The following is a 12,168-nucleotide window of genomic DNA, read 5'->3' on the forward strand; positions in this document are numbered from 1 at the left end:
CGCCGTCCAGGTCCGGGGCGAGGGGGTCTCAGCGGCCGGGACCCGGGGCCCGCCGACCACGAGGTTCCGTGCGGTCGACCACGAGGTTGAGAGCGGAATCCGCACCATAACGACCGCAACCTCGTGCTCGGCACACTCCAGGGGGCGCCCGCACCACCGCGCCCCGGCGCCACCAGTTGATCGACCCCTACGGCTCCACGTCGTCGTGCAGCACCACGCGCGACAGCTCGATGTGCTCCCCGCGCTTCCAGTAGTGCAGCCGCCGCGCCGACGCACGCTTGCTCTGGAGCGACGCCCGCCAGCACGTCGCGCCGTCCTCACGCACGAGCGCGGGACTGCTGCCGCCCTCGTTGACGCGCAGCGGGTGCAGCTCGCGGCCCGCGATGTGCTCGGCGTCCCCGGTCAGCACCTCGACCACGACGTCGACGACCTTGGCCCGCGAGACGCCCTCGATCGCCGTGAGCGACGGCAGGAACCTGTCCCCGAGCGTGTACGGCGCGAGCGGCTTGCTCGCCTTCTCGGCGGCCGGGACGCGTCGGACCCACGCCAGCCGGACCTCGAACCGGAACTGCTCGACGGGGTCGAGGAACACGGCACCGTCGTCGGGTGCGGCGCCCGCGTGGCTCGCGGCCTTCTCGGCCTTCTTGAGCTGCTGCCGGCTGAGGTCGGCCTTGCGGTACCGGGTGCGGAAGTTCTCGGCCCGGGTCAGGGCCTCGGCCAGGTCCCGGTCGAGCTCGGCCGCCCGGAGCCGCAGCCCGCCGAGCTCGACCGCGGTCGCCTGCGCGGCTGCGCGCAGCAGCCCGACCTCGGCGGTCGCCGCGGCGAGGTACGCCTCGAGCGTGCGGGCGCGCGTGCGGCTCGCCTCGAGCGCGAGGCTCATGTCGCGCAGCGCCCCGCGGGTGGGCGCAGCGGGGGTGTCGCGTCGCGGCGCGTTGGCGATCAGGTCCAGCGGGGTCCGACGGCGCAGCCCGCCCTCGGCGCTCGAGCCAGGCTCGGCGAGGCCCGGCTCAGGTGCGGACGTCTCGCCGGTGAGCACCTCGGCGGGCGCCTCCGCGAGCCTCTCCGTGGGAGCCTCCTCGGCCGGTCCCGCGTCGGGGGACAGCCCGGGCAGGCGCAGCGACGGCAGCACGGGCAGCGACCTGGGCGGGGTCGGCCGGCTGAGGTCGGGGAGCACGAGCCACGGCGGTCCGCCGTCGAGCAGGCTCGGTGCGGGGACCGGGGCGTCGTCGCCGTCGGAGTCGTCGACGTCGTCGAGCCGCAGCCGCCACGGCGCGGTCGCCACGACACGGGCGAGCACGACCTCCCCGACGGTGAAGAGGTCGGTCAGCTCGTCGGCGGGGTTCCCGGTCACGTCGTCGCGCGGCACGGCGACCTCGAGCCCGGGGACGAGCCGCAGGTGCACGGTCGCGGGGGCGACCGCGGTCACGTCGGCGAGCACCACCTGCCCGACGGCGTACCCGCCCAGGTGCGTGTCCTCGCCCGGGCGCGTGGCGCCGTCGGGCACGAGGAGCGCACCGCGCACGTCCAGCCGGCGGCTCTCCCGGTCCAGCGTCCCTGCGACCCGTTGTCCGACGACCAGCAGCCGTGCGAGGCAGACCCCTGGGACGGTGAGCTCCTCGGCGATGCTCGCGAGCGAGTCGTCGTCGAGGGTCACGAACGCGCGCGGTCCGAGGATGGACCGGACGGTGCCCTCGACGCGAGGAGCGTCGGGGTCGTGCGACGTCCCGAGCAGGCCCGCGCTCAGGGCTGCGGTCAGGGTGTCGTGCGTGAGGTGGTCGTGCAGGCGGCGCGCGTCGGCGTCCGAGTAGGCGAACCGCAGCTTGCTGCGCCGCGGCAGGCCGACCCACTCGTGGTCGACCGGGTAGACGCGCGCGGCCCCGCCGTAGACCTGCGTCGACGGGGGCATCACGGCCGAGAACGCCCACGAGGCGTCGCCCGTGGGCAGGACGACGACCTCGGCCAGGCCCGAGACCTCCTCGAGCAGCCCGTCGAGGTCCACGTAGGGCGCGTCGTGCCCTGCGGCGACCGAGATCGCGACCACGGGCCAGGGTCTGCCCGGGGTCAGGAGGTGCGCGGCGAGGACCCGGGCGCCCTCGACGTCGGTGACCCAGCGGACGCCGGAGGGCGGCCTGCGGAGAGCCCCGGAACGTGGGCCCGCGGGGCCGTCCGGAGCGTCGACGGGCGCCGGTGACGAGCCCGACCTGGCCCGTTCCTTCGTCCTGTTGCGTCTGACCACGTGCTCACCTCCTCGTATGCCGTGGGGCACACCGTAACGGCTGTCGCCCACCTCGGGGCGCAGGTGCTGTGGTGTGGGGGCGACGGGAGCGGGCGAGGCGTGAGGGACCGCGCGGCCGGCCGACTGCTAGCGGCCGAACACCTCCAGGACGGGTGTGTCGCCGTCGACGAACCGGACGAACTGTCCCACGGTCGAGGGCGAGCGCAACGACTCCGCGACGACCAGGGCGACGTTGCCGCGCGACGTGTCGCCCTTCTCGGCCTCGACGTCGATCGTGCCGGTCGCCGCGTGGTTCGTCAGGGTGCCGGGACCCAGGATCGTCCAGTCGAGGTCGGTGCCGCGCAGGTGGTCGTCGGCCGCGAGCTTGGCGTCGGCGTACGGGAAGAAGCTGTTGTCCTCCGGGATCCCGTGGTCGGGCACCGAGCCGATCCACGACACCATGACGTAGCGCGGGACGCCCGCGGCGACGGCCGCGTCCATCGAGCGGATCGCGGCGTCTCGGTCGACCGCGTAGGTCCGTTCCGGGTCCCCGCCACCGGCGCCCGCGGACCACACCACGGCGTCGTGCCCGCGCAGGGCCTCGGTGATCTCCTCGGTCGAGGCGTGCTCGACGTCGAGCAGGACCGGCGTCCCGCCCAGCTCCTCGACGAGCGGGAGCTGGGACTCGTGACGCACGATCCCGCTCACGGTGTTGTGGTGGTCCTTGAGGATCGGGACGAGCAGGCGGCCCACCTTGCCGTGGGCTCCGATCAGGGCGACGTTCATGGTTCTCCTCGGTGTCGGGTGCGGTGCTCCCTCCACCGTGCACCGAGGAGGGGCGGACCGCCTGCTGGGGGATCTGGCGGGCTACTCCTCGACGACCGCGACCGTCACGTCGATGTTGCCGCGCGTCGCGTTCGAGTAGGGGCAGACCTGGTGCGCTGCCTCGACGAGCTCCTGGGCGACGGCGCGCTCGACGCCCGGCAGGCTCGCCTCGAGGTGCACCGCGAGCGTGTAGCCGCCCGCTTCGAGCGGGCCGATCGAGACGCTCGCACCGATGGCCGAGTCCGCGACCGCGATCTTGCGCTGGCGCGCGACGCCCAGGAGGGCCGAGTGGAAGCACGCCGCGTAGCCCGCGGCGAAGAGCTGCTCGGGGTTGGACCCGTCGCCGCTGCCGCCCATCTCCTTGGGCACGGCGACGTCGAGGTCGACGCGCCCGTCGGTCGACCGGACGTGGCCGTTGCGGCCCTCTCCGGTGGCGAGTGCTTCCGCGGTGTAGAGAACCTTCATCGTGCTACCTCCAGGGTTGGTCGACGGACGAACCCCTCGAACGTATGTCGCTCCGGGCAACTGTGCGCGGTCGGTTCGCCCAGGGCGCAGCGGCGTCCGACCGGAGGCCCGTCCCCAGGTACCGTGGAACGTCGCCGCCTCGGCGTCCTTCCTCGACCACGGAACGACCGCACCCCCATGACCAACGCACCTTCGCCGTCGGGCACGCCTGACGGTTCGTCCTCCTCCCTGCCCGACGGCGCCACGCACCCGCCCGCGCCCCTCGCCCCCGAGGGCGAGCAGCTCGCGCACGGCCTGCGCACCCGGCACCTGACGATGATGGGCCTCGGCTCGGCGATCGGGGCGGGGCTGTTCCTCGGCAGCGGGGTCGGGATCGCGACGGCCGGACCAGCCGTCCTGGTCTCGTACGCGGTCGCCGGGCTGCTCGTGATCCTCGTCATGCGGATGCTCGCGGAGATGGCCGCGGCTGTGCCGTCGAGCGGGTCGTTCTCCGTCTACGCCGAGACCGCGCTGGGACGCTGGGCGGGCTTCACGCTGGGCTGGCTGTACTGGTTCACGCTCATCATGGTGCTCGGTGCGGAGATCACGGGGGCCTCGCAGATCGTCTCCGGGTGGGTCCCGGGCGCGCCGCAGTGGGTCGTCGCGCTCGTGTTCGTCGCGGTGTTCGCGGTCGTGAACCTGTGGGGCGTCAAGCACTTCGGCGAGTTCGAGTTCTGGTTCGCGTTCATCAAGGTCGCGGCGATCGTCGCGTTCCTGGTGATCGGGGTCCTGCTCGTGCTGGGCTGGCTCCCCGGCACCGACCCGGTGGGCACGACCAACATCTTCGGTGACCCCGCCTCGCTCGCGGGCTTCGCGCCGAACGGGCTGCCGGGCATCGCGGCCGGGCTGCTGGTCGTCGTCTTCGCGTTCGGCGGGATCGAGATCGTGACGATCGCCGCGGCCGAGGCGCGCGACCCGCAGAAGGCGATCGTCACCGCGACGCGCTCGATCGTGTGGCGCATCCTCTTCTTCTACGTCGGTGCGGTCGCGATCATGGCGCTCGTGCTGCCGTGGGACGCCCCCGAGCTGCTGAGCGGCCCGTTCGTCGCGGTGCTCGACCTCGCGGGGCTGCCGAGCGCGGCGCGGCTCATGGAGGCCGTGGTCGTCGTGGCCCTGCTGTCGGCGTTCAACGCCAACGTCTACGGCACGTCGCGCATGGCGTTCTCGCTCGCGGGCCGCGGAGACGGCCACCCCGCGCTGACCAAGGTCTCGCCGACCGGCGTCCCGTGGGTCGCGGTGCTGCTCTCGGTGTTCTTCGGCCTCGTGTCCGTGGGGCTCAACTGGCTGCTGCCGGGCGAGGTCCTGGGCATCCTGCTCAACGCGGTGGGCTCGGCGCTGCTCGTCGTCTGGGTCTTCATCGCGGTGTCCCAGCTCCGGCTGCGCCGTCGCCTCGAGGCCGCAGCGGGCGGCGCGGACCGGATGACGCTGCGCATGTGGGCGTACCCGTGGCTCACCTGGGCGACGCTGGCGGGGTTGGCGGGGCTCGTGGTGCTCATGCTGTTCGACGACGCCGCGCGCGTCCAGCTCGTCTCGACCGTGGTGCTCGTGGGCGTGATCGTCGCGGTGTACGGGGTGCGGTCGTGGCTGCGGAGTCGCACGGAGCGAGCCGGCGCCCCGTCCTGACCCGGCGCGGGCCCCGCAGGCACGGGGCCCCCGCCGGCCCGGGGCAACGCCACATCGACCCACCCGTTGAAGATCGATCATGTGGCGGTGATTCGCGCCCGATCGCTCGCGGAGGCCCGTCGACGACCTCCCCTACCTTCCACCGTTCCGGTGATACAGGAAGTCGATGCGCTCGGCGAGGCGCAGCACGGCCCGCACCACGAGGACCAGCCCGACGATCGAGATCGCCGCGCCGATGAAGATCAACGGTCCTGACCCGGTGTCTGTGGAGTACGGGCTGAGCGCGGCGTTGAGCTGTGACTGTTGACCGGCCGCGTAGAGGACCTGTCCGAGGACCAGGGCGACGACGCCCCAGAGGATCAGGCCGCCCGACGCCTTGCCGGCCGGGACGGCGGCAGGAACTTTCTTCGGGATCGGCGGGACGGCGGGCTTCGGAGTAGTCATGAGGGGCAGTGTAGGTGCACCGGGCTCGGCGCTTGGCTGACTGTCTCGCGACGGGCCTCGAGGCCGGTGATCGGGCCCGCCGGGTCCTCCTCGTCGAGCCCACTGTCGAGCTCGGTGAGGAGAGCCGTGAAGCCATCGGCGTCGAGGCGATCGGCACGGCGGCTGCCGTCGGCGACGGCCACGACCCAGGCGGGAGCATGCCGACGTCACCAGTCCCAGATGCCTTCGCCGATCTCGAGCCGTCCGTCCCTGCCGATCACGTAGGTCGTCGAGTAGCGCAGGTCTCGTTCGAAGGAGTGGGGCTTCGGCTCGGTCTCGGCGAACCAACCGTCCCCGGGCGGCATGGTGCCCGTGCGGGCAACCTTCCCGTCCCGGACGTCCACGGTGATGGACGGCCCGTCGTCGGTCGCCGTGAACGTCGGTTCGGCCGTCACGGCCCACGTGGCGCCCGTGACCTCCTCGGCCCGGTAGGAGTAGTCGGCGAACTCGCATCCCTCGGGCTCTGCCTCGGGTGAGGCGAGGCACGCGTCGAGGGCTTCCCGTGCGGCCTGTTCGGCGGCCTCGAGCGCTGCTGGTGTGAACGTGTAGGCGAGCATCTGGTCGCCGTTTCCCTGCGGGGACACGTCGGCCGGCCCCCCTGCGACCGTGAACGTCAGCGTGGGTGCGCTCTGGAGCTCGCCGACGTCCGGCAGCGTGACCTCCCAGCGGCCCGGCAGGGCGCGGAAGCTCGGCGACGACGCGTCGACCGCGACCTCGTGCCCGTTGACGACGACAGTGGTCAGAGGCTGGTTCACCATCGTGGAGAGGTCCACGACGGGCACCTCCGGTGCGACGAGCTCCCAGCGGTCGAACACGAGCAGCTGCGATCCCGTGCGGCGGACCGTGAACGTCTGGGTCGACTTCCGGCCTTCCTGGTCGTACGTCGCAGTGACGAGGGCTGAGTCCTCGAAGCGCTCGATGTCGGTGACCTTCGCACCGGCCGGGCGTTCTGTGACGTCGCGGTACACCTCGTCCGTCAGCAGCGTGCGCTCGCTGTTGGGTACGTCGGGGTCGGCGAGCGCGAGCGCGGCCTGGGCGTCGCCGCGCTCGAGGGCGTCGAGGTAGGCCTCGACGGGCAGGGCAGGGGAGTAGACGGTGCTCGCGACGACGTTCCGCGCGACGACCGCACCGCCCACCACGACGATCGCTGCGCCGACGGCTCCGAGGACGATCAGCGCCTTCTTGCGGTCGACGGTCGGGAGGGCGGGCGGACCCGCCTCGATCGTGGTGGGGTTGCCCGACGGCGCGACGCCCGCGGGCACGCCGTCCGCCCCGGGGAGCGGGGCGGCACCGGTCGGCGTGCCCTGGACGGCAGGCGAGGCAGGGACGGGACCGTCACCTGCGGTGCCGCTGCCACGCTCGACCGGGCGGCCGGTGGTGGCGCGGGTGGTCGACAGGACCTGAACCAGGCGGGGCGGCAGCACCGCGACCACCCACGGGGCGAGCCGGCGGGCCACGACCTCGACGACCAGACCCCATGCCGCGGCCACGAGGACGGTCCAGACGGTCAGGTGCAACGCTGCTTCGCCCGCTGCGGAGCCGAGGAGTCCTGCGGACGCGCTCCCGACGGCGCGCGCTCCCGACAACAGCGTGGCGAGCAGCGTGACCGCGGCGAGGACCACGGGGGTCGCCCAGGCCTCGGACCAGGGAAGGGGGGCGCGTGCGACGAGGCGCAGCCGTGCGCCGGCGACCAGGGCGGCCACGACGGGGATCACGACGGCGAGCGCGGCCCACTCGGGAGCGCCGTCGCTGAACAGCGTGACGGCCTGTCCGAAGGTGGCGCCCCCTCCGGACGCGCTCGCCTGGATGCCGCCGAGGGAGGCGATGCCCAGGGCGAGGGCCAGGACGTTGGGCAGGACGGTCAGGAGCCCGGTGATGGTGCCGACCAGGCCGAGGCGTGCGATCCCGACGACGAGCAGGACGGCGAGCGTGAGCGCCGCCGCTGGAGCCGCGCCCACCAGGAGCGCGTCGGCCGACCGTCGCAGGACCGCGGGGACGGTGAGGCCGAGGGCAGTGAGACCGGGCCGTGGTGACCGGATCCCGAGCCCGAGCGCGGCAGCGACCGTCCCGACCACGATGCCGCCCGCGAAGACCCCGGCCGCGTTGGTGCTGACCGTGTACGCGTACTGGAACATCCCGTCCCCCGTGCTCTGGGAGTAGCGGAAGATGGCGGCGAGGAGCGCGCCGCCGAGGCCCAGGACGACGCCCGACACCAGCGACTCGAGCCACAGCGAGCGCGGGGTCGTGGTGTCGGCCGGCACGCGGGGGCGTGGCCGCACGACCGTCCACAGCAGGATCGCGGCCATGACGGCCACCGTGATCGACAGCGGTGCGAGGAAGACGCTGACCGACCCCTGGCCGACCAGCGAGGCGTTGAGCGGTCCGAGCAGTGCCATGCTGACGATCAGGAACGGCAGGGTGAGGGTCGCGCCGAGCCCGTCCACCGAGACGCCGCTGCTCCCCGCCCAGGACGAGCCGTCGGACGTCGAGAGGCTGATCCCGAGAAGCACGACGGTCCCCAGCGCGACGACGAGTCCTCCCGCGTAGCCGATGCCTGCGCGTGCCGCAGCGTTCGCGAGCTGGGTACGGCTCAGGGGGAACGGTCGTGGGGCGTGCCCGGAGGGCGTGGACGAGGGGTGCTGCGCAGGGTCCGGCACCGCCGGCCCCGTGGGACCGACGGGCGGGCCGGTCAGTGATGCGGTCTGATGAGCGGCTTCGTCGGGCAGCGGCATGGTTTCCCCCTGGGGCGCCCGTCGGTGGTCGGCAACGACCGCCCCAGAGCAGCCCCCTGATTCTCTGGTGAAGATTGGCGGTCCATTCCTAGCAGGCGTGCGCTGTGCCGGGGCGCGTGTCCACAGGATGTTCGGTCGAGCCCTCTCCGGGCGGCGAACGCGCCGCCCGCACCACCCACCGTCGCCCGAACCGTTGACACCCACCCCCTCGCGGGTGTCCGCTGGAATCTCGCGCCGAAGTGCACCGGGAGTCTCGGGGAGAACCCATGTCTCGCATCGCCGGCTGGATCACGCACCGTTACGCCAAGTGGGTCGTCATCGCGTTCTGGGCGGTCGTCCTGGCACTGACCGCGCCGCTGGCCGGCAAGCTCACGGGAGCGCAGGACAACGACGCCAAGTCCTGGCTCCCGGCCGACGCCGAGTCGACCCAGGTGCTCGACGTCGCGAGCAGCTTCACCTCGCCCAACACGATCCCGGCGGTCCTGGTCTACGTGCGCGAGTCGGGCCTCACGCCCGAGGACCTCGCGGCGGTCTCCCAGGACGTCGCGACGTTCGGTGAGCTCGACACGCTGGACGGGGACGTCGTCGGGCCGATCCCGTCCGAGGACGGGCAGGCCGCCCAGGTGATCGTCCCGCTCGACCTGGGCAGCGAGGGCTGGAACCTCGCGGCCGACGCGGTCGCGGACCTGCGCGCGACCGCCGAGGACGGCGCGAACGGCATGGACGTCTACGTGACCGGTCCGGCCGGCTCGGCCGCGGACTCGTCCGCCGCGTTCGAGGGCATCGACTCGACGCTGCTCTACGCGGCCGCGGGCGTCGTGATCGTCATCCTGCTGCTGACGTACCGCAGCCCGACGCTGTGGCTGCTGCCCGTGGTCTCGGCGGGGGTCGCGCTGACCGTGTCGCAGGCCGTGATCTACGTGCTGGCGGACACCACCGGCCTGACCGTGAACGCGCAGAGCGCGGGCATCCTCACGGTCCTGGTCTTCGGGGCGGGGACGGACTATGCCCTGCTGCTGGTCGCGCGCTACCGGGAAGAGCTCCGTCGTCACGAGGACCGGCACGAGGCCATGGCGCTCGCGCTGCACCGCGCGGGCCCGGCGATCGTCGCGAGCGGTGCGACGGTCGCGATCGGCATGCTGTGCCTGCTGTTCGCGCAGATGAGCTCGACGGCCGGGCTGGGTCCCGTCGCGGCGGTCGGGATCGTGGTGGCGCTGCTGGTCATGCTGACGCTGCTGCCCGCGCTGCTCGTCGCGACGGGCCGGTGGGTCTTCTGGCCGCGCGTCCCGCACCTGGGCGACGACGAGCCCACCGAGCACGGCGTCTGGGCGCGGCTCGGGGCACGCATCTCCCGCCGGCCGCGGCGCGTGTGGGTCGTGACGTCGATCGTCCTGGCCGTGCTGGGCCTGGGCATCACGCAGCTCGACGCCAACGGGCTGTCGAGCGCCGAGTCGTTCCGGGGCGAGCAGCCCTCGATCGTGGGCGAGCAGGTCCTGAGCGAACATTTCCCGGCCGGCTCGGGGTCTCCCGTGGTCGTCGTCGCCGACGCCTCGTCACCCCCCGCGGTGGCAGCCGTGCACGACGCGTTCGCGAGCACCGAGGGCATCGATGCCTCGACCGTGACCGAGCCCGTGTCCGCGGGGGGCTACGCGTACATGGAGGGCACGCTCACGTCCGAGCCGGACTCGCAGGCGGCCTACGACACGGTCGACCGGGTCCGGGACGCGGTCCACGCGGTCCCGGACGCCGACGCCATGGTGGGCGGGGCGAGCGCGATCACGCTCGACGTCCAGCGCGCCTCGTCCGCGGACAACCAGCTCATCATCCCGATCATCCTGCTGACGGTCCTGGTGATCCTCGCGCTGCTCCTGCGCGCGATCACGGCCCCGCTGATCCTGGTGGCGACCGTGGTGCTGTCGTTCACCGCGGCGCTGGGCGTGAGCGCGCTCGTGTTCACGTACGTGTTCGGGTTCGAGGGCGCCGACACCTCGTTGCCGCTCTTCGTGTTCGTGTTCCTCGTCGCGCTCGGGATCGACTACAACATCTTCCTCATGACCCGCGTGCGCGAGGAGTCGCTGCGTGTCGGGACGCGGCGGGGTGCACTCATCGGGCTGGCTGCGACGGGAGCGGTCATCACGTCGGCCGGGCTGGTCCTCGCGGGGACGTTCGCGGTGCTGGGCACGCTGCCCGTGGTCGCGTTCGCGGAGATCGGGTTCGCGGTCGCGTTCGGCGTCCTGCTCGACACGCTCGTGGTCCGCTCGGTGCTCGTCACGGCCCTGAACCTCGACGTGGGCCGGCACATGTGGTGGCCGAGCGCCCTGGGCCGCAAGGAGGACGTGCCGGCCGAGGAGGCGCCCGCGGTCCCGTCGGGCGCACCGGTCCGCGAGTAGCGGCCCGCCCGGAAGGCCCACGCCCGACGGCCGAGCGCACCTCCCGGGGTCGGCGCCGTCGGTCGAACTGTGATCAACCCAGCTCGCCTACTTACAGTTTTATTCAAACTGTTAGTACTGTGGACGTGTGACGACAGATCGGACGCCCCTCGTTCTCGCCCCGGTCGGCCACGAGGAACACGACTGGGTGGCGGAGGACGACGGGCTGTCCACCCGGGCCCAGGTCACGGCCAGGTCCGGGCCGTACACGTCGACGGTCCCCGCGGAGATCGCCGACCTGGCTCCCGACGTCCCGAGCGACCTTGCCGCCGACGTCGACGTGGCGACCGCCGAGCTCACGCGCTTCGACGTGTACGCACGCACCGTGCTCGGCGTCGACAGCCCCGCACTCGGGCCCATGGCGTCGGTGCTGCTGCGCACCGAGTCGGCGTCGTCCTCGCAGATCGAGAACCTCACTGTGGGGGCCCGGCAGCTCGCACTCGCCGAGATCGACCAGTCGACCAGCGCGAACGCGCAGACCGTCGTCGCCAACGTGCGTGCGATGGAGGCAGCGCTCGCGCTGGCCGACAGGCTGGACGAGTCCGCGATCCTCACCATGCAGCACGAGCTCCTCTCGGGCCAGCGTGGCTGGGAGCAGCACGCAGGTCGATACCGCGACGGGCTGGTCTGGGTGGGGACGAGCAGCATCAGCCCGCGAGGAGCCTCGCACGTCGCCCCTCAGCCCGAGCTGGTCGCACCTGCGATGCGTGACCTGGTGGACTTCATGCACCGGGACGATCTCCCCGTCCTGGTCCAGGCTGCTGTCGCTCATGCGCAGTTCGAGACGATCCACCCGTTCGCCGACGGGAACGGACGCACGGGTCGCGCTCTCGTCCACGCCCTGCTCCGCTCCAAGGGGACGGTCCGACACACCACGGCCCCCGTCTCGGCGGGACTCCTGGTGGACACCGAGGCCTACTTCGACGCGCTCACGGCCTATCGCGGGGGCGACGCCCGGCCGATCGTCGAGCAGTTCGCCCGGGCCGGTCGCTATGCCGCACGTTCCGGTGCGCGGCTCGTCGACGACCTGGGGGCGCAGATCTCGCAGGCGAAGGAGCAGCTGGGGAACCTGCGTCCGCAAGCTGCGGCCTGGAAGGTCGTGCCTCACCTGGTCGCCCACCCCGTCGTCAACGCGGCGTTCCTGACCGGCAGGTTGGGGATGAACGCTGTGACCGCGCAGCGCGCGTTGGTCCAGCTCTCCGACGCCGGTGTGCTCCAGGAGCGCACCGGTCGGCAGCGCAACCGCATCTGGCAGCACGACGGCATCCTGGCCGTGCTGGACGTGTTCGCGCAGGGCATCCGTCGGCGCTGATCGTCGCCAGGAGGGCCCGCGCCCGACGGCGGAGCGCACCTCCCG

Annotated in this window: 9 protein-coding genes; 3 read left to right on the top strand and 6 right to left on the bottom strand. The window is 72.9% G+C overall.

Going from position 1 to position 12,168, the window contains the following annotated elements; genetic code table 11:
* Nucleotides 1-187: 187 nt before the first annotated feature.
* The 3 genes from ACFWGN_RS17160 to ACFWGN_RS17170 all read right to left on the bottom strand — a co-directional run bounded on the left by ACFWGN_RS17160 (nt 188) and on the right by ACFWGN_RS17170 (nt 3,505).
* Nucleotides 188-2,236, bottom strand: a complete 2,049-nt coding sequence (locus ACFWGN_RS17160; protein WP_377618517.1) for a hypothetical protein — start codon at nt 2,234-2,236, stop codon at nt 188-190.
* Nucleotides 2,237-2,362: 126 nt separating this feature from the next.
* Entirely contained in the window at nt 2,363-3,001 is a 639-nt protein-coding gene (locus ACFWGN_RS17165; RefSeq protein ID WP_191804258.1) for an SDR family oxidoreductase, read from the bottom strand.
* Nucleotides 3,002-3,082: 81 nt separating this feature from the next.
* Nucleotides 3,083-3,505, bottom strand: coding sequence for an organic hydroperoxide resistance protein (locus tag ACFWGN_RS17170; RefSeq protein ID WP_377618519.1), 423 nt, complete (start codon nt 3,503-3,505; stop codon nt 3,083-3,085).
* Between the two features lie 177 nt (nt 3,506-3,682).
* On the opposite strand from ACFWGN_RS17170, the gene ACFWGN_RS17175 reads away from it, so the two are divergent.
* Nucleotides 3,683-5,167 carry an amino acid permease gene (locus ACFWGN_RS17175; RefSeq protein WP_377618521.1) on the top strand — a complete coding sequence of 495 codons (1,485 nt, stop codon included), beginning with the start codon at nt 3,683-3,685 and terminating at the stop codon, nt 5,165-5,167.
* Nucleotides 5,168-5,299: 132 nt separating this feature from the next.
* Here ACFWGN_RS17175 and ACFWGN_RS17180 read toward each other — a convergent pair whose 3' ends face one another.
* Genes ACFWGN_RS17180 through ACFWGN_RS17190 form a run of 3 tightly spaced genes read right to left on the bottom strand, consistent with a single transcriptional unit; the run spans nt 5,300 to nt 8,382 of the window.
* Nucleotides 5,300-5,611 carry a hypothetical protein gene (locus tag ACFWGN_RS17180; protein WP_377618523.1) on the bottom strand — a complete coding sequence of 104 codons (312 nt, stop codon included), beginning with the start codon at nt 5,609-5,611 and terminating at the stop codon, nt 5,300-5,302.
* Nucleotides 5,608-5,793 carry a hypothetical protein gene (locus ACFWGN_RS17185; protein WP_377618525.1) on the bottom strand — a complete coding sequence of 62 codons (186 nt, stop codon included), beginning with the start codon at nt 5,791-5,793 and terminating at the stop codon, nt 5,608-5,610. Before ACFWGN_RS17185 ends, ACFWGN_RS17180 begins: the two co-directional genes overlap by 4 nt.
* Nucleotides 5,794-5,817: 24 nt before the next feature.
* The gene (locus ACFWGN_RS17190) at nt 5,818-8,382 is read right to left on the bottom strand and encodes a hypothetical protein (protein ID WP_377618527.1); all 2,565 of its coding nucleotides are present in this window, start codon (nt 8,380-8,382) and stop codon (nt 5,818-5,820) included.
* A gap of 266 nt (nt 8,383-8,648) precedes the next feature.
* On the opposite strand from ACFWGN_RS17190, the gene ACFWGN_RS17195 reads away from it, so the two are divergent.
* Nucleotides 8,649-10,772 (top strand): MMPL family transporter, encoded by a 2,124-nt coding sequence (locus ACFWGN_RS17195; RefSeq protein ID WP_377618528.1) that lies wholly within the window; start codon nt 8,649-8,651, stop codon nt 10,770-10,772.
* A 127-nt stretch (nt 10,773-10,899) separates the two neighbouring features.
* Entirely contained in the window at nt 10,900-12,123 is a 1,224-nt protein-coding gene (locus ACFWGN_RS17200; RefSeq protein ID WP_377618530.1) for a Fic family protein, read from the top strand.
* The last annotated feature ends 45 nt before the right edge of the window (nt 12,124-12,168 follow it).

It is taken from the genome of Oerskovia sp. NPDC060338 (genome assembly GCF_042726295.1).
GTDB classification, from domain to species: domain Bacteria; phylum Actinomycetota; class Actinomycetes; order Actinomycetales; family Cellulomonadaceae; genus Oerskovia; species Oerskovia merdavium.

Coding starts and splice junctions, on each gene's coding strand:
- ACFWGN_RS17190 (WP_377618527.1), bottom strand. CDS start 8,382: ATGCCGCTGCCCGACGAAGCCGCTCATCAGACCGCATCACTGACCGGC.
- ACFWGN_RS17180 (WP_377618523.1), bottom strand. CDS start 5,611: ATGACTACTCCGAAGCCCGCCGTCCCGCCGATCCCGAAGAAAGTTCCT.
- ACFWGN_RS17165 (WP_191804258.1), bottom strand. CDS start 3,001: ATGAACGTCGCCCTGATCGGAGCCCACGGCAAGGTGGGCCGCCTGCTC.
- ACFWGN_RS17195 (WP_377618528.1), top strand. CDS start 8,649: ATGTCTCGCATCGCCGGCTGGATCACGCACCGTTACGCCAAGTGGGTC.
- ACFWGN_RS17170 (WP_377618519.1), bottom strand. CDS start 3,505: ATGAAGGTTCTCTACACCGCGGAAGCACTCGCCACCGGAGAGGGCCGC.
- ACFWGN_RS17175 (WP_377618521.1), top strand. CDS start 3,683: ATGACCAACGCACCTTCGCCGTCGGGCACGCCTGACGGTTCGTCCTCC.